Source organism: Candidatus Pantoea formicae (assembly GCF_011752625.1).
GTDB classification, from domain to species: domain Bacteria; phylum Pseudomonadota; class Gammaproteobacteria; order Enterobacterales; family Enterobacteriaceae; genus Pantoea; species Pantoea formicae.
The window spans coordinates 557777-574543 of sequence record NZ_VWXD01000001.1; the positions used below are offsets into that span (position 1 = coordinate 557777).

At 50.0% G+C, this 16767-nt stretch carries 15 protein-coding genes; 8 read left to right on the plus strand and 7 right to left on the minus strand.

The genetic code is table 11. From position 1 onward, the window contains the following. Nucleotides 1-322 precede the first annotated feature (322 nt). Nucleotides 323-1519: a cupin domain-containing protein gene (locus tag F3J38_RS02875; RefSeq protein WP_167135568.1), complete on the plus strand. Its 1197-nt coding sequence runs from the start codon at nucleotides 323-325 to the stop codon at nucleotides 1517-1519. A gap of 39 nt (nucleotides 1520-1558) precedes the next feature. On the opposite strand, the gene F3J38_RS02880 is transcribed toward F3J38_RS02875, so the two are convergent. After that, nucleotides 1559-2020 (minus strand): YlaC family protein, encoded by a 462-nt coding sequence (locus tag F3J38_RS02880; RefSeq protein ID WP_167134912.1) that lies wholly within the window; start codon nucleotides 2018-2020, stop codon nucleotides 1559-1561. 116 nt (nucleotides 2021-2136) lie between these two features. Between F3J38_RS02880 and F3J38_RS02885 the strand changes: the two genes are divergently transcribed. After that, a complete protein-coding gene (locus F3J38_RS02885; RefSeq protein WP_167134914.1) occupies nucleotides 2137-2679 on the plus strand; it encodes a DUF924 family protein in 543 nt (180 codons plus the stop codon). Nucleotides 2680-3046: 367 nt separating this feature from the next. Here the strand turns inward: F3J38_RS02885 and F3J38_RS02890 are convergent, their stop codons facing one another. Then, the gene (locus F3J38_RS02890) at nucleotides 3047-3688 is read right to left on the minus strand and encodes an HD domain-containing protein (protein WP_167134916.1); all 642 of its coding nucleotides are present in this window, start codon (nucleotides 3686-3688) and stop codon (nucleotides 3047-3049) included. A gap of 113 nt (nucleotides 3689-3801) precedes the next feature. Between F3J38_RS02890 and F3J38_RS02895 the strand changes: the two genes are divergently transcribed. Then, complete coding sequence (locus tag F3J38_RS02895) at nucleotides 3802-4758, plus strand: GlxA family transcriptional regulator (protein ID WP_167134918.1); 957 nt, start codon at nucleotides 3802-3804, stop codon at nucleotides 4756-4758. A 61-nt stretch (nucleotides 4759-4819) separates the two neighbouring features. Here F3J38_RS02895 and F3J38_RS02900 read toward each other — a convergent pair whose 3' ends face one another. Next, complete coding sequence (locus tag F3J38_RS02900) at nucleotides 4820-6280, minus strand: UbiD family decarboxylase (RefSeq protein ID WP_167134920.1); 1461 nt, start codon at nucleotides 6278-6280, stop codon at nucleotides 4820-4822. Between the two features lie 10 nt (nucleotides 6281-6290). After that, a complete protein-coding gene (locus tag F3J38_RS02905; RefSeq protein WP_167134921.1) occupies nucleotides 6291-6863 on the minus strand; it encodes a non-oxidative hydroxyarylic acid decarboxylases subunit B in 573 nt (190 codons plus the stop codon). An 86-nt stretch (nucleotides 6864-6949) separates the two neighbouring features. On the opposite strand from F3J38_RS02905, the gene F3J38_RS02910 reads away from it, so the two are divergent. Continuing rightward, a complete protein-coding gene (locus F3J38_RS02910; RefSeq protein ID WP_167134923.1) occupies nucleotides 6950-7438 on the plus strand; it encodes a MarR family winged helix-turn-helix transcriptional regulator in 489 nt (162 codons plus the stop codon). Next, nucleotides 7416-8444, plus strand: a complete 1029-nt coding sequence (locus F3J38_RS02915; protein WP_167134924.1) for a GlxA family transcriptional regulator — start codon at nucleotides 7416-7418, stop codon at nucleotides 8442-8444. Before F3J38_RS02910 ends, F3J38_RS02915 begins: the two co-directional genes overlap by 23 nt. 559 nt (nucleotides 8445-9003) lie before the next feature. On the opposite strand, the gene F3J38_RS02920 is transcribed toward F3J38_RS02915, so the two are convergent. Together F3J38_RS02920 and yddG are read right to left on the minus strand one after the other, a co-directional pair. After that, nucleotides 9004-10386, minus strand: coding sequence for an MFS transporter (locus tag F3J38_RS02920; RefSeq protein ID WP_167134926.1), 1383 nt, complete (start codon nucleotides 10384-10386; stop codon nucleotides 9004-9006). 310 nt (nucleotides 10387-10696) lie between these two features. Continuing rightward, nucleotides 10697-11611, minus strand: a complete 915-nt coding sequence (gene yddG, locus F3J38_RS02925) for an aromatic amino acid DMT transporter YddG (RefSeq protein ID WP_167134928.1) — start codon at nucleotides 11609-11611, stop codon at nucleotides 10697-10699. 387 nt (nucleotides 11612-11998) lie between these two features. Between yddG and F3J38_RS02930 the strand changes: the two genes are divergently transcribed. The 3 genes from F3J38_RS02930 to F3J38_RS02940 all read left to right on the plus strand — a co-directional run bounded on the left by F3J38_RS02930 (nucleotide 11999) and on the right by F3J38_RS02940 (nucleotide 15325). Further along, a complete protein-coding gene (locus F3J38_RS02930; RefSeq protein WP_167134930.1) occupies nucleotides 11999-12898 on the plus strand; it encodes a dihydrodipicolinate synthase family protein in 900 nt (299 codons plus the stop codon). Between the two features lie 9 nt (nucleotides 12899-12907). Continuing rightward, nucleotides 12908-14404 carry an aldehyde dehydrogenase gene (locus F3J38_RS02935; RefSeq protein ID WP_167134932.1) on the plus strand — a complete coding sequence of 499 codons (1497 nt, stop codon included), beginning with the start codon at nucleotides 12908-12910 and terminating at the stop codon, nucleotides 14402-14404. Nucleotides 14405-14629: 225 nt separating this feature from the next. Beyond that, nucleotides 14630-15325 (plus strand): GntR family transcriptional regulator, encoded by a 696-nt coding sequence (locus F3J38_RS02940; RefSeq protein WP_167134934.1) that lies wholly within the window; start codon nucleotides 14630-14632, stop codon nucleotides 15323-15325. 45 nt (nucleotides 15326-15370) lie between these two features. Here F3J38_RS02940 and F3J38_RS02945 read toward each other — a convergent pair whose 3' ends face one another. Next, nucleotides 15371-16756, minus strand: coding sequence for an MFS transporter (locus F3J38_RS02945; protein ID WP_167134936.1), 1386 nt, complete (start codon nucleotides 16754-16756; stop codon nucleotides 15371-15373). Between the last annotated feature and the right edge of the window lie 11 nt (nucleotides 16757-16767).

The following is a 16767-nucleotide window of genomic DNA, read 5'->3' on the forward strand; positions in this document are numbered from 1 at the left end:
CCTGCCATTTGTAACATCCTGTTAACTCCCCTGCCGTTATTAATAAAATTTTCTAATTGTTTTTTTGGCTAAATTAACCACTTAGTGCCTTTTATGCCTCGTATTGTATGTTCAAATCTCAATGTTTTATCAACGGCATTTTTATTTTAAATTATTGATGCAGTTAGTTTCTAACCTCAATTAAGTCTTTTGCTTGAACCTGGTTTCAGGCTGTTACATCGCAATGCCACAGTTTCACTATGGTTAATGAGCTCTATTAAGACCATAAGAAACTGAGGAAACAACAGGTATGAAATTAGAAAACTTATCTCGTCGAACCTTCATGGCATTTGCAGCGGGTGGTACCGTGGCGTTGGCAGCGGGTAAAGTTCATGCCCACGATGCAACAGTGGCCACTTACCCAGCAAGCGATCCCCACCATCCCCGCGACCCCGGTCCACACGATCCTATCCGTGAAGGGCTCAATCCCGATATTGTCGATCCACCAGCAACAGACAGCGGTACATTACCGAATCTGCGCTTCTCTTTTAGCGATGCGCATGTACGCAAAGGTAGCGGAGGGTGGACGCGGCAGGTGACACAACGCGAATTAGGGATTTCCACCACCATCGCAGGTGTAGATATGCGGCTCGATAATGGTGGCATTCGTGAACTGCACTGGCATAAAGAGGGCGAGTGGGCTTACATGCTCTATGGTAATGCACGTATCACTGCACTGGACACCCAAGGTGGATGGTTTGTGGATGATGTTGGCGTGGGTGACCTGTGGTACTTCCCGCCCGGTGTACCGCACTCTATCCAGGGGCTCGGTCCCGACGGTTGTGAGTTTTTACTGGCCTTTGATAACGGTAACTTTGATGAGGACAGCACTTTCCTGCTTAGCGATTGGTTTAAACACATTCCGCCTGAAGTGCTCGCTAAAAATTTTGGCGTCTCAGCGGACGTTTTCAACACGCTGCCATCACCGGCCGACGAGTATATTTTTGCCGGGAAGGCGCCGGAAGGCGAGGCTTCAGCTGCTGTGAAAGGTGGTGTGAAATCTGCGCTGAATTTCTCGCATAAGATGCTGGCTCAAAAACCGATCACCCTGCCGGGTGGTACCGTACGCATTACCGATACCAGTAATTTCCCCATATCAAAAACTGTCGCCGCTGCATTGGTGGAACTTGAACCCGGCGCTATGCGGGAATTGCATTGGCATCCAAACAACGATGAGTGGCAATACTATCTGGAAGGTGAAGGACGCATGGGCGTGTTTGCCTCATCGGGGCAGGCTCGGACCTTCGATTTCCGCGCAGGTGATGTTGGCTATGTTCCTTTCGCCATGGGGCATTACATTGAAAATATCGGCGATAAGCCGCTGCGGTTTTTAGAATTATTTAAAAGCGATTACTACGCGGATATTTCATTGAATCAATGGTTGGCCAGTACGCCAGCAGATTTGGTGCGGCAGCATCTGCATCTGGACGATAAATTTATGCAGGCACTGCAGTTTGCTAAGCATCCGGTGGTGAAATAGCATGGAAAGCGCGTCGTGGGAGCGGCGCGCTGTAAGGGTTTAATGCCTTAAACGATAGATATCAGCAAAGTACAGATAACCTTTCTTGGCGCGCATCTCTTTCAGTCGAGTTTTTTCACTCTCGGTCAGAATGGCGCTGTCCAGCAGTTCATCGACAAAAGCGTCCCGGACATGGACTTCCATATACCAGTCACCGGTGTAACAATTCTTCCAGGCACCTTTATCGATATCCTTCGCTTTGTACGACGGATTGACATGGAAGAAGAAGAAAAAATTACACACCGCAAAAATCAGGATGCAGACCACATATTCGATGGTGCCGAAAGAGTCGGAGTACAACAGGAGCGCCATGGTAAGAACAAACAGTATCCACATCAGGCTGAATAAACCGGGGTAATTTTTGATAAAGGAGATATCAAAGTAGGGGCGGTCATTACGCTGCTCTTCTACGTTGATTCTATCCAGCTCGGTTTGTAGTCGCTCATCCAGTTGATTACTCATGCATTCACCTCAGTGGTTTCCTTATCCATACTTAGCCCGCGCGAGTCTAACAGATAACCACCACGATTTTAGCCTAACCTTTATGGTTATCAGGGGAATTATCTGTGGGGAATAGGATGGAGTATGAAACCGTATTGGCATTCTGGTTTAACGCGCGCCATGAAAACTATTGGTTCAAACAGAATGACGGGTTTGATGAAGCTATACGGGGTGGTTTTTATGATTGTTGGGAAGCGGCTCGTCGCGGTGAGCTGTCGGCTTGGCGGAAAGACATTCGAGGTCGATTGGCAGAAATCATCGTGCTGGATCAATTCTCCCGCAATCTCCATCGGGACAGTGCTCTCGCCTGGCAGCAAGATGGCATGGCGCTATTGCTCGCGCAGGAAGCGGTGAAAATTCCGGGTTATAAATCACTGAGCCTGGATGAAAAAGGCTTTCTCTTGATGCCCTGGATGCATGCCGAGTCTCGTGTTGTCCATCAACAAGCTGAAGTGCTATTCGGTGCGCTGAAAGGATCCTCTTACTATCAGAGTGAGTTAGAACATCGGCAGATTCTCGAGGCGTTTGGTCGCTATCCACATCGTAATCAGCGCCTTAATCGCCCATCCACACTGGAAGAACTGGCGTTTCTTAATGAGAAACAACGCTCATTTTACTAACTCAGCATCTGCCTCAGGTATTGGGATGGGGCGTGAATGGACAAAAAAATGCCCGCTAAGCGGGCGGGGTAATTAAACCAAGGAAAAAATTCTCGTAGCAACGCATTGCTGTGTGTTGCGTTGCTATATTAGCAACGTTATGCGCACAGTACAGAAAATGATCGATGATTAAATTTTGCTGATTTGATAAAGGTTATATTTGTGACGAGAGTGTTATTTTGATGTTTACAACTGCACGCTGAACAGGCGTTGAAGCGCCTTTTTCCCGGCTGGTGTGACATTTATCTCTCGATAGCCAGCCGTGCGGCTTAGCCATTGTTTATCAATTAGCAGACTAAGAAGCGCGGCTACTGCTGCGCCACACCACTTATCCCACCCAGCGTGACTGACGGATGACGCTACAAAAGTTCATTGGTGAGAAGTCAGGCTGCTTGTCGGCTATAACATCGGCTTTGACATTGCCGAAGGTGGTATCAGGTTTGTTTTTAATGCCATCGTAGAACGCCTGAATAATCTCTTCCTTAAACTGAGCGGGGCGAGGATGCTGTTGTACTACTGCTTCACGCTCCGTATCGCTGAAATGATCATAGTTGATGCCCAAGACATCCATTTCCACGCCAGCGGTGACTAACGCAATTTCCGGGGCCATAAATTGCGGAATGCCCGGAGTGGTATGCAGCGCAATCGCGGTCCAGACTTTATCGATATCGGCCTGCTTTACACCATACTGTTGCAAGAAATCACGCGCCGCATTGGCGCCATCCACCTCAAAGCGTTTGTCGCAGCTGCAGTGTTCGTGCGTCAGTCCAACATCATGGAACATACAGCCGACATAAAGCAGCTCAGCATCCACCTTAAGATCTAACCGGCGTCCTGCGAGTGCGGCCCAGTAATAGACGCGGCTGGAGTGGTGAAACAGCAAATCGGATTCGGTATCACGGACAAAAGTCGTCGCGTCACGGGTCATTGCAGTATCGGGAATAGTGATGCCGTTAATGGAAAATTTCATGGAGGTTCTCCGCTCGGTTAAGTTGCAACCAGCTTAATACCGAGGCAGAATGTCTTAAATAATCTTTTAACGACCTTTTAAGACATTAAGACTTTTACAGACGGGAATAGCGCATGAATCATCATCTTGCGATTTTGGCGGTGCCAGGGGCGCAATTGCTCGATGTCTCTGGCCCGTTAGATGTGTTTGCCGAAGCTAATCGACTGCTCAATCGTACCGTTTACCAGCTGCAAGTCATGTCACTGGAAGGGGCCAGTATTCGTTGTTCGTCAGGTGTGCGTTTGATGGCGGATGTCACACTGCAAGATATCCAGCAAACTGACACGTTTCTGATCGCGGGCGCACCCGAGGCGCGGGATATGCAATTAACTGCGCGGCAAACCGCACGTCTGATTGAGCTATGCCATGAAAGTCAGCGCTTTGGCTCGATTTGCACCGGTGCGCTGCTGCTGGCACAAACCGGGTTGCTGAGTGGTAAAAAAGTGACGACCCATTGGGCCTGCGCTGACGCACTGGTGGAACAGGTACCGGATGCGCAGGTGGAGGCTGATGCGCTTTACATCGCAGATGGGCGATTACGTACTGCCGCTGGCGTCACGTCGGGGCTCGACCTGGCTCTGAGGTTGGTGGAAGAAGATTTGGGACGCGAATTGGCACAGGATATCGCCGCCAATTTGGTGATGTTCTTTCAACGGCCAGTGAATCAGGGACATTTTGTTCGCAAACAGCAACTTTCTTTGGGTGGTCGCAGTGCGTTTCAAGAGATGCAGCGATGGGCTTTGGCGAATTTGGCACAGGTCAATTCGCTTGACGATCTCGCCGCACATATGCAAATCAGCACACGGCACTTAGCGAGGCTTTTCCGTCAACATATGGACTTACAGGCGGGCAATTGGCTGGAGAATGCGCGAATTGATCAAGCGCGAAAGTTGTTGGAAGCAGGTTCAATGCCGCTGAAAGCCATTCCGGCCGCTTGTGGTTATCGCAGCAACGATGTTTTAAGACGGGCTTTTGTGAAGGTGACAGGCATGACGCCTTCGATGTATCGCAAGATGTTCTTAAAAACCTGAGGTCGCCACCAAGGGCGACCTCATAATAATGTTTTAGGGTGCGCATTCATGCGCACCAGTCTTATTCCGGCCAGTTATCCAGAATGCGCTGACGCACTTCTTCCGGGTAACCTTGCGCGAAAGAAGCATGCAAATGGCGTTTAGTCTGTAAGGTGTCAAACACCACTTTGGCGCCTTTCCCGGCAACGTATTCTGCCTCGTCATAACACTGTGGCAGACGAATGACACGTTGATCCTCAAACACCGCACGACGGCCTACCGGGTGTACGCGAGTTGACAATGCCCAGACGACTTCGCGCAGGTTAGTGGGGTCAAAGTCATCATCCACGACATACACTTTAGGGATAAACACCATGGCATCGGTTTTAAACAACACCTCACCGATTCGCTGGGTCAGTTCTTCGCTGCTAACACCCGGCAACAGCTCGCGCCAGTTCTCCGGCATCACGACCAGCAGCCAGTGGACGGTGGAGTCTTCAGGGATCCAGGTGGTTTTTATCGGTAATTCCGCTTCACGTAAATAGGTCAGTGCATCGGCGGCCAGCCCCATCGCCCACAGGGTATGAGATTCATCGGTCGGACGGCCAGTGATCGACATCGGCCAGATAGGATCGTTGCGATGGGTAATGGTCTCGACGTGGAACGTAGGCTGCGCCGATGAGCCTTCGCCGAGATAGCCGCCATATTCGCCATAAGGACCTTCCTGGCAGTCACGCTCAATGGAAACGTGGCCTTCAATCACGATCTCGGCTGTGGCAGGCACATCAAGATCGAGGCTAATAGCTTTCACTACCGGAACCGGTTCACCCGCTAGCGTGCCGATATAATCGGCTTCATCCGCATTGGCTGGAATGGGAATGCCGGAGACGCAGGAAATCGCCGGAGCAGGACCCTGCACCAGCGCATAAGGCATGGGTTCACCGCGCGCCACCCACTGCGTCCAAATCTGCCCGATGTGCTGGCTCGGCACGATCAAGCCGACCATGCGTTTACCATCGACCTTCATCACGCGAGCAATCGACCAGTTAACCCACTTGCCATCTGGTGTCTTAACAATCAACGTGCCCCAGGTATTGGCATAGCGCCCACCATCTTTGTCATGGGCGAAAGGAATAGGGAAGTTATCGAGGTTGGCTTCTTCGCCACGTAAAATGTTTTGCTGACATTCAGCTTGAGCGGACTCAACGCGTACAGGGGGAATACCAGGTTTAAAGCGGGCTGCAGACAGGGCTTCGATGATTTCCGGGCCGGTGGACTCTGGTGCTAAACCCAGTGACATGGCCACACGCGCATACGGCATGTCACTGCGTGATGAGAGGGCCGCTGGTGCACCGAACAAACGAAAACCGGCTGCCACGCCCGCGACCTTGTGAAACAGTGGGGCGGGTGACTGAATTTCATAGCTGCGCCGGGTAATGGCGCTAGGCTCGAAATCGCCATCGACTTCGCGATGCACATGCATGATGTCGCCCATTTCGTCGAGGGCAGTGATAAAGCTGCGTAAATCGCCGTAATATTTCATCAGGCTCTCCTTAAGCCGTGGTGGAACGTGGACCGGCCCAGCGCTGGGTGAGGCTGTTCTCCAGGCCGAACTGGTCGAGAATGCGGGAAACGGTATGATTGATGATGTCGTCAACGCTTTGCGGGTTGTTGTAGAAGGCGGGCATCGGCGGCAGCATCAGTGCACCAGCACGAGTAAGCGCCAGCATGTTCTCCAGATGAATCGCGTTTAGCGGCGCTTCGCGCGGCACCAGCACCAGCTTGCGTTGTTCTTTCAGGGTGACGTCAGCAGCGCGTGTGATCAGTCCATCACCGTAGCCGCTGCGAATGCCTGCGAGGGTTTTCATGCTGCACGGCACAACCATCATGCCGTCGATACGGAATGAACCGCTGGAGATCGCTGCCGCTTGATCGTGTTCGCTATAAGTCTTGGTCGCGAGAGCCGTGACCTCCTGTACACTGTACGGCGTTTCCATCTGGATGGTGGCGCGCGCCCATTTCGAAATAACTAAATGAGTTTCGACTTCAAGTTCGCGTAATGCCGTTAGAACGCGTACGCCAATTGCCGCACCCGTTGCGCCGGTCATCCCTACAACAAGCTTCATAAGTGATCCATTTTGCATTATAGTTTAAGTTCAAACTGTTTGTGTTCGAACTATAAGTTTGACGATTTAAGGAGTCAAGTGCGTCTATGTCACAAAATCCCGACTTAATTCTCGCTGCCCCCTTGTGGCCGCACGGCGATTGTTCGTTAATGCACCTTGTACGCCGTGCTGGGCAACACTCGACATTTTGCTGGTCACAGTGCGTGGATACCGGGCTTTCAGCGGTGCAATATGCCATTTTGGTCGTGCTGGCAGAGGAAAAAGTCTGCGATCAGCAAACGTTGGGTAACCGCGCTGGATTTGATAAAGCGACGGGTACCTATGTGATTGACCGCATGAGTAAAAGCGGTCTACTGAATGTGGAAACAGACGCAACTAACCGCCGCCGTAAATTGGTCACGATGACCGCTGAAGGGGAAGCCATGTTGAACCTGATGGTCGAGCAGGCGAAAAGTGCCGAGAAGATGATTACCGCCAATCTCGATATGCAAGATATTGCCGATCTAAAACGCTTGTTGAGCAAACTGGGCGGATTGCAGGAACCTGAAGACGATGCCGCAAACAACCCTCGCTGATCAGCACAGCGAACCGAAGCCGGATCTCACCATCGGCTTTCTGCTGATGAAAAGCTTCACGCTGGCTTCGGTGGCCGGCTTGGTGGAGTCGTTGCGCTTTGCGGCAGATGAATCTTTCACCAGCCGACAGATTTTTTGCCGCTGGGAGTGGATGACCTGCGACAACCAGCCAGTCACCGCCAGCTGCGGTTTGCCGGTGTCACCCACCGCCGATCTCGACTTCACTAAAAAATGGGATTACTTCGTGGTGGCAGGTGGTTTGTTGGAAGAGACGCGCCAGCCGCCACAGTGGCTGCTTGAGGCGCTGAAGGCACTGCATGCGCGCAATGTGCCGATTATCACCCTGTGTAGCGGCGCTTTTGTTGCAGGAAACGCGGGTTTATTGGATGGGCGGCACTGCGCGATTCACTTCACCACGCGCGATGAATTCCGTTTACGTTTTCCGAAAGCCATCCCGGTGATCGATAAAACCTACATAAAAGATGGCGGCATTATCTCCTGCCCTGGCGGGACCGCGATTGATCTCGCCGCAGATCTTATCCGCCAGCATTGTGGGCTGGTTCGCTCACAAAAAGTCCTCAAATATCTGCTGGTGGAAGAGCCTGCGGCGCCGGTAAGGAAGTCTCAGCAGAAGAGCAATCTTAACGAACCCGATGTGTATGAAAATGAGCTGGTGAATAAGGTGATCGAGTTTATGAAACATCACCTAGATTCCCCTGTGCCACTGGCCGATGTGGCCGATTTCGCAGGCGTCACTTTCCGCCAGCTCAACTTGGTATTTACCAAGTGTACCGGCTATTCGGCGGCGGTGTACTGGCGGCGCATGCGCCTGGAGCAGGCGCGTAAACTGATGGCGGATTCCAGTAACAGCATCAACGCGATAGCCACTGCCACCGGTTTTGCTGATGCCTCACATTTAATTGCCTGGTTCCGTAAGCAGTATGGCGAAACACCCAGCTCGTTCCGTAAACGCCGGCGTGTAGTGGAAAGGTTAGTGAAAGAGTAGGGGCAATAACGCTGGCTATAGGCACCTAAAACTATTTTCCCCTGTTTTATAATGAGTCCGTGGTGCTGCAAAAGAAAAATGAAATTAATGCGATTAACTCTTATCTGTTCATGTAAAAGGTTGGGTTAATAGCTTTAGTTTTTTCGCGTGAAATATGTGATCTGTCTCGAGGAATTATTTGATGTTTGTCCTTTTCATTATTCATTTTCTAACAGGCGGGTGTATGTTTTCTCCCGCAATAGTGGGTTGCCTACTTTGAGTGTTAATTTGGTGAGATATAATTCTCAAGCGTTAGGGGTATGCAATGCGCGCATTTATTTTAATGGTCATGACCGCTTTATCGGTATTAACGTCATCCTCATTTCTTTCGGGGGCAGGTGTCAACTTCCTTGGTTGGATGCCATTTAATTGTAATTTATCTAAGTGGGTGGTGACAATTGCTAATACGGTGGTTTTTGTCAAAATAGCCATCATATTGCATGAGAAAATCTATAGCATCTTTAGTCCTAAAAAATAAAAAGCGAGCTTAAAAACAAGCTCGCTACTTGAAATATACCTTTTAATACTGGTTTCTGTGTTTATTCAAGCCGCCGGAAGATACCCGTGGCTCTGTTTCCTCATTTAGCGATGCCGCATCATTCAGGTCACGTGCGGCTGTTTCCGGTGCAAGGAACCAAGAAACAATCAGACCAATGAAGGTGATGCCCGCTGCGATGTACATCGTAGAACCAATACCAATGCTTTGCAGCGAGATCGGTACCAAATAGGTCCCCACTGCCGCACCTATACGTGACATGGATGTACCGACGCCCACCGCTCCAGCACGGATCTCGGTCGGGAAGATCTCGTTCGGGTAGACCAGTTGCAACACTTGTGCACCACCGATAAACAGCGCGTAGGCACCAAACATCAGCAAGATGATCATCGAGGGCCCATCGCGTAATGCTCCCAGCAATAACAGCGCCAGGCCAGACCACAGGAAGCTATGCAGCAGTAACTTACGGCGTCCCAAGGTATTGACCAGTCGCGTGGCGATAATGCAGCCAACCACAAAGAGGAGGGTGATCGCAATAGAACCGTAAGAGGCCCAATCTCCGCTGAGATGCAGCGCTTCCAGCACTTTCGGCGCGAAGGCATAAACCGCAAACACCGGGGTCACAGAACACATCCAGAATATCGTGACGAAGGCCATACGTTTGCCATATCCGGAGTGGAGCAGACTGGCAAAGGATAAATTTTTACTCTCTGCCTGTTCAGGCAAGTTTTTCAAAGAAAAACCACTGCCATAGACGCGACGAATAATGGCTTCCGCTTCCTTGTGGCGGCCCTTACTGATTAACCAGCGAGGTGACTCTGGTGTGCCTAAGCGCACCAGGAAAAGCAACGCGCCGATCACTGCAGTACTGGCCAGGGTGTAACGCCAGGCATCTGTGCCGCCAAAATTAAGGATTGCATCGCCCACCAGGTAGGCGGTGGCAGCTCCGGCAAACCACAAAATAGTCAACGTAGCGAGGCAAGGTCCACGTGATTTTTTTGGCATGAATTCGACCAAAAAAGCCGTTGCGACGGGATATTCAATCCCCACTGCCACGCCATTAAGGAAGCGTAACGCAAACAGCACCTCACCGCTTTGTACCCAAAATTGCGCGACCGAACAGACGATAAACAGTGTTGGGCCAACGAAGTAAATCATTCGACGGCCAAGGCGATCGGTCAGGGCGCCGCCTAAAAAACCACCAAAGAAGATGCCAATCAGTGCTGAGGCTGCTATTAACCCCTCCCAGAAGGGACTGAGGCCTAGAGCAGGCGACACTTTCGTCATGGCTATACCAATGATGCTAAGCACATAGCCATCGACGAAAGAGCCGCCACCGGAACGCACGGTTAACAAACGATGAAAGCGATTTAAAGGAACATCTTCAACAGAAATGTTATTCGACATTTTGTACTCCTGTCTTTCCTGCGCGCTGAACAGCAGCGTCGCCAAAGCGACGGAAATAAGCACGATAAGCGATGGGTGCCTTATTTCATCAGGGCGCCGAAATAAATATAAACCTGTAGCGATCGTTAAAACGTTATCCAGAACAGATATTAAGATCGTGATGTGTTAAGAGTAATTAACGTGTTTCAAGTTAGATACGTCATAGGCAGATTCCTCCGGTGCAGGATGGTCGGATAAATAAAAACTTTGCTGTCATAAATCGTTATGATGTGGCTTTTTTATAGCGGGAGGGGGTTAACCTCCCGTTTCATTATTCAGAGACTTTACTACTCATACTTTTGCTTTCAACTGTGCGCGTTGACCACCAACACACCAACGATCCCAGACTCACCATGGCAGTGCCTTGCCAGAATGACATCGTTAAATGCGAACTCAGGATGAACGCCGCTAAGACCGAGGAAATAATCGGAATAAAGTAGGATGCTGCCGCCAATACCGTAACGTTGCCGTGCAGAATGCCCACGTTCCAGGCCGCGTATCCGAAGCCCATTGCCATCGCTGCCAATGCCAGAGAGATCCACACCTGGAAAGACAAAACAAAGGGAGGCTGAGGTGAAAACAGGAACTTAACCCATAACGTCAGCGCCGTTAAAATAAAGAATAAGGTTATTCCGTTGCTGCCGTTGGCAATTTTTTTCGTCACAACACAATATATTGCCCAAATAATCGCGCCAGTGAATGCCAAACCGTAACTGAGGGGATTATCCATGACGTTGCGAGTCATTTCAGTCAATGAAAAACCTTGGTCGCCACCCAATACACGACAAATCCCTGCCACAGCTAAAATCACGCCAGGAATAATCAGTGGGCTGACTTTTTGTCGATTAACTATCACGGCAAGTACAATTGTCATACTCGGCCAGAGATAATTGACCATGCCAACTTCTATCGCCTGTCGACCGTTATGGGTGAAACCCAGTGAGAGCGACAGACAGAGTTCATAGCAGACAAACAGCACGCTGCCGATAATCAGATAGTTGCTGGGAAATTTGCGCAGATTGGGGAAGCCCACAGTGAACAGCAGCAGGATGGCGCTGCAGCTGTAGATTAATGCTGCGCCCGCGATCGGCCCAAAGCCTTCGCTAACGCTTTTAATTAATCCAACAATCGCGCTCCACAACAGGATGGCAATCAAGCCTATGAGCGTCGCTTTCTTTTGGGGCATAACCCGCTACCTCTTTTTTACTGAATATTCACCCGAACTGAGGGTGAAAGCTTACCTGTTAAATTCAGGTTAAAACCAGCATAAAACTATGCTCCCTGACGCACAGTGTAAATACGTCATTGAGGATGATAGTTGCGTAATGTGATCGCCATCTGAATTCATGTAGAAAAATAATACGCAGATTAAAATTAATTAAATCATTGAAATATAACAATTAAAAAAATTAATCATGTAAGAATGTTCCATCCATTAGTATTTCCTTTGTATTTTTTAAGTATACAAAAATTTCACATCGGTTGACCTCGCTGCACACCCTATGCAAATTGTTAACAAACGCAACCTTACGGCGTTGCATTTGGTCCTGAATTCACCCTGGAGAGTCTCGCGATGACATTTGAAGGTATCTACACCCCAGCTATTACCCCTTACGCTGCAGATGGCAGCATCGATTACGCTGCGTTTGCTACTGTGTTGGAGTCGCTGATTGAAGCACGTGTACACGGCATCATCATTGGTGGTTCTACCGGTGAGTATTATGCACAAAGCGCGGAAGAGCGTCTGTCACTGGTTGAGCATGCACGTAAGGTGATAGGTAATCGTCTGCCTTTAATCGTAGGTACTGGCGCCATCCGCACCGAAGATGCAGTCGCTTTCGCAACCCATGCTCGTGACCACAAAGCGGATGCTATCCTGGTGACTTCACCGCCGTATGCACTGCCAACCGAACTGGAAAATGCGCATCACGCGTTGACTGTAGATAAAGCCGCGCAACTGCCGATCATGCTTTACAACTATCCTGGCCGTATGGGCATCACCATGGGCGAAACCTACTTCCGCGAAGTAAGCCGCTCGAAAAACGTGGTAGCGATTAAAGAGAGCTCTGGTGATTTCAACAACCTGCACCTGCTGGCCTGCAAATTCCCACATATCGCGCTGTCCTGTGGTTGGGATGATCAGGCGCTGGAGTTCTTTGCCTGGGGCGCACGCAGCTGGGTTTGTGCAGGGTCTAACTTTATTCCACGCGAACACGTGTCTCTCTACAACGCCTGCGTGGTAGAGAAAGACTTTGATAAAGGTCGCAAGATCATGGCTGCAATGATGCCGCTGATGAACTTCCTTGATGGTGGCAAATTCGTGCAATCCATCAAGTACGGTTCGGAATTAGCGGGTCTGAAAGCCGGTCCCGTTCGTGCACCGCTGCAAGCACTGAATGAAGAAGAAAAAGCTGAGTTGCAAGCAGTGATTGAAGGTGTGAAACGCAACGTTGCTGCGGTTGCCGTGCTGTAAGGAGTGCGAATGAAACAAGTACAGACATTGAGCGATGTAGTGAATGTGGCGCGGGAACTTCGGTTTCCAGACCAGGCGTTCATTAACGGACGTTTTACCCCATCGGCATCCGGTAATACGCTGGAGACCACTAACCCGGCGACCGGTGAAGTGCTGGCGCATATTGCTGCCTGCAATGGTCATGACGTTAACATCGCTGTGCAGGGTGCCCGAAGTGCGTTTGAGTCCGGAAGCTGGAGTCAACTGCATCCTGGCGCGCGTAAAGCCGTGCTGCTGAAACTGGCTGATCTGTTGGAAAACGAAGTCACCCAACTGGCGGTGATGGAGAGCCTCGACAGTGGCAAACCTGTGAGCGAATGTCTGGCGGTAGATGTGCCAGAAACCATTCACGTGATCCGCTGGCATGCTGAAGCTATTGATAAGCTGTACGATCAAACCGCACCTACCGGGAACGGGGCGATGGCGATGATCGTACGTGAACCTATTGGTGTCGTGGGCTGTGTGCTGCCGTGGAACTTCCCACTGCTGATGCTGGCATGGAAAATCGGTCCAGCTCTGGCTGCGGGTTGCTCAGTGATTGTGAAGCCCGCAGAGCAGACGTCACTGACTGCGCTGCGCGTGGCAGAGTTGGCGCATGAAGCCGGCATCCCAGCGGGCGTACTGAACATCGTCACGGGCACCGGTAAAGACGTCGGTGAGCCGATTGGCTTGCATGCGGATATCGATATGGTGAGTTTCACTGGTTCAACCGCGACGGGGCGTCGTTTCCTGCATTACTCTGCTGACTCCAACCTGAAAAAGATTGTGCTGGAGTGTGGCGGTAAAAACCCGGCGGTGGTCTTCGATGACGCCGATGATTTGGCCAGTGTTGCGACGAATGTGCTGAGCGGTGCTTTCTGGAACATGGGCGAAAACTGTTCAGCCACTTCACGTCTGCTGGTGCATGAAAACGTCAAAGATAAGCTGTTAGCGTTGATCGCTGAGCAGATCGGCGACTGGCGTATGGGCAATCCACTCGACCCAGAGAACCGCTTGGGTACGATGATCACCGCAGAGCATTTCTGTAAAGTCAGCGACTACCTGAAAACGGCGCGCAAAGAAGGTTTACGGATTATTCAGGGTGGCTTCACCGATCGTGGCATCTATGTACAGCCCACGATTGTGGATGGCGTTACGCCGAAAAGCGCCTTGTTCCGTGAAGAGATTTTTGGCCCGGTACTGTGCGTTACCACCTTCAAAACCGAGGCGGAAGCCATTGCGCTGGCTAATGACACCGATTACGGACTTGCAGCGTCGGTCTATACCGGCAAGCTTAGCCGTGCAATTCGTGTGTCACGCGCCATACGCGCAGGAACAGTGACGGTTAACTGCTTCGGTGAAGGCGATGCGACCACACCTTTTGGTGGCTACAAGCAGTCTGGTTTTGGTGGCCGCGACAAGTCGGTGTATGCACTCGATCAATACACGGAACTGAAAACCATCTGGATAGACGTGCCTGCCGAGTAACCTGATTGTCGCCCGTCAAGGATGGCGGGCGTTCAGTTAAATAGAATAATTCCCTCAAGATAATTTGGTCTTACACATTATCTAACTCATTGTTATTTATCTTATCTACGAACTGTGATCCACCGCAGACTGCGAAAAATATCCCATAATTATTTTTGCTGTATACACACTTTTTCTGTAGGTTAAGCAGGAATTAGGTGCGGGATTTCATCACAGGAGGTCACATTGAGATCGGGAAAAGCAGCGTTATACGAAGATTTGAAACGCCTTATTTTGACCATGGAACTGGATCCTGACGAACTGTTGGATGAAGCCAGCCTGACAGGACAGTATGGACTGTCACGCACGCCAGTGCGCGAAGTGTTCCAGCGTTTAGCCGGGGAGGGGTTTCTGGAAATAGTGGAAAAGCGCGGTGTCCGTGTCATTCCCATGAGCCATTCCACGTTGCGTAATTTCTTCCTGGTAGCGCCAATGATCTATGCTGCGACAGGGCGGTTGGCGGTTCAGAATTTTAAACCTTCGCAACTCAAAGCGCTGAAAGAGACACAAAAGCGTTTTCGTAAAGCCGTGCAAACGCGAGATGCCGAAGCGCTGGCGTTAGAGAACAATCGCTTCCATGAAATCATGGGTGAAATGGCGAGTAATCCCTATTTGCAGCCCAGTCTGGGACGCTTGTTGATTGACCATTGCCGCATCGGCCACACCTTCTTCCGTCCGCAGAATGAGGATATGGAGCGCCGTCTTCAATTGGCTGCTGAACACCATGATGCCTTTATCGACGCGATTGAAGCGCGCGATGAGCAGAAGGTGGTTGATCTGGTATTTGAGCACTGGGAGCTATCACGCGAAAATATGGAAATCTTTATCGCGCCACAGGGCTTGAAAGCGGATGATCTAGTGCAGTCTCCGGAAGAGAAATAACAAATGAAACGGTCGTTAATCGTGACGACCGTTATGTTAATTAAATCAGTTTGGACGTTCATCTGTAGCGGACTGTTTAAACCACTGATAGCCCGGCATAATCCCATAAACGGTAAAACCTAAAGCGATAGCGTAGAAAGGTAAAGTCACCGTGAGTGCAATGTGCATGCTGTGAAGAGACAAATCTTTATTTCCTAACAAACTACCAAGAATAGCGACGCCCATTACACTGCCGCTTTGGCGAGCGGCATTAATTATTCCCGATGTAATGCCTCCTTGGCCTGGCGGAGCGGATGACATGCCTGCGGCAACCGTGGCAGGTGCTGTTGCTGACATACCAAATCCAACCAGTAACATAGGGACAAGCACTGCGAAATATGTGCTTGTTGCCGATGTGAAAACCAACCCTACAATCCCCAACAATGTCGTGGTAAGTCCTACAGCCATAGGCACACCCGGCCCTGTTTTTGCTGTGACTTTGCCACAATAGAATGCAGTCAGGGCCATAACGATAGCTTGCGGCAAAAGGGCAAGACCCGATGTCATGCTCGAATAGTGTTTTATTTGTTGAAAGTAGATGCTCATTATAAAAAGTTGACCATAGAACCCAAAGTTAATTATCAAACCCACCATCGTCGCAGCAGTGAATTTTCGTATCCGAAATAACCCGTGAGGCAGCATCGGATAGTCTGATAATCGCTCGATAAGTAAAAAACTCAACGTAGCCAGAATAAAGATAATGACAGCTACACTAACCCGCGCCGAAAACCACCCATTTGAACCTGCGGCAATAAACGTAAAGGCCAGCGCACCCAATGCGCTAGCGATCAGTAATTGAGAAAGTGGTTTGATTTTATGCGACAGCACGTTGATTTCAGGGATGTGCTTTATTGACATGAATATGGCTAAGATGCCAAAAGGAATATTGAGCAAGAATGCAGATGGCCAGCCAAATTTCTCAATGAGTATGCCTCCCGCCACGGGACCGATGGCGGTTGCTACGCCACCCAACCCGCCCCATACACCAAAGGCTTTAGCTCGTTCCGCTGGGTCATTAAATACCCCTTGCAAAAGTGATAGTGAATTAGCGACTGAGAGCGCAGCGCCAATGCCTTGAAGCGTTCTGGAAAAAATTAAGAACGATAATGAGTGTGCAATGCCACAAAATAACGATGCACAGGTAAACAGAATCAAGCCACTGCAGAAGATTTTCTTTGGTCCGATAAGGTCTCCCAAAGATCCTGCACTTAAAAGAATTGATGCAAATGCGATGGTGTAGGATGCCACTATCCACTGTAATCCACTTAGGTTTGCATTCAGGCTAAGTTTCAAATCGCTTAGTGCAACATTCACCAGTGTTGTGTCCAGACAAACCATGAAAAAACCCATCGAAATTATTGTTAATATCGTTGTGCGATTAACCTTTTCCATTATCCCTACTT

Excerpts from the sequence above, each read along its gene's own strand:
- F3J38_RS02880 (WP_167134912.1), bottom strand. The coding sequence starts at position 2,020 with ATGAGTAATCAACTGGATGAGCGACTACAAACCGAGCTGGATAGAATC.
- F3J38_RS02875 (WP_167135568.1), top strand. The coding sequence starts at position 323 with ATGGCATTTGCAGCGGGTGGTACCGTGGCGTTGGCAGCGGGTAAAGTT.
- F3J38_RS02900 (WP_167134920.1), bottom strand. The coding sequence starts at position 6,280 with ATGAAATATTACGGCGATTTACGCAGCTTTATCACTGCCCTCGACGAA.
- F3J38_RS02895 (WP_167134918.1), top strand. The coding sequence starts at position 3,802 with ATGAATCATCATCTTGCGATTTTGGCGGTGCCAGGGGCGCAATTGCTC.
- yddG (WP_167134928.1), bottom strand. The coding sequence starts at position 11,611 with ATGCCCCAAAAGAAAGCGACGCTCATAGGCTTGATTGCCATCCTGTTG.
- F3J38_RS02885 (WP_167134914.1), top strand. The coding sequence starts at position 2,137 with ATGGAGTATGAAACCGTATTGGCATTCTGGTTTAACGCGCGCCATGAA.
- F3J38_RS02915 (WP_167134924.1), top strand. The coding sequence starts at position 7,416 with ATGCCGCAAACAACCCTCGCTGATCAGCACAGCGAACCGAAGCCGGAT.
- F3J38_RS02935 (WP_167134932.1), top strand. The coding sequence starts at position 12,908 with ATGAAACAAGTACAGACATTGAGCGATGTAGTGAATGTGGCGCGGGAA.
- F3J38_RS02930 (WP_167134930.1), top strand. The coding sequence starts at position 11,999 with ATGACATTTGAAGGTATCTACACCCCAGCTATTACCCCTTACGCTGCA.
- F3J38_RS02920 (WP_167134926.1), bottom strand. The coding sequence starts at position 10,386 with ATGTCGAATAACATTTCTGTTGAAGATGTTCCTTTAAATCGCTTTCAT.
- F3J38_RS02905 (WP_167134921.1), bottom strand. The coding sequence starts at position 6,863 with ATGAAGCTTGTTGTAGGGATGACCGGCGCAACGGGTGCGGCAATTGGC.
- F3J38_RS02945 (WP_167134936.1), bottom strand. The coding sequence starts at position 16,756 with ATGGAAAAGGTTAATCGCACAACGATATTAACAATAATTTCGATGGGT.
- F3J38_RS02890 (WP_167134916.1), bottom strand. The coding sequence starts at position 3,688 with ATGAAATTTTCCATTAACGGCATCACTATTCCCGATACTGCAATGACC.
- F3J38_RS02910 (WP_167134923.1), top strand. The coding sequence starts at position 6,950 with ATGTCACAAAATCCCGACTTAATTCTCGCTGCCCCCTTGTGGCCGCAC.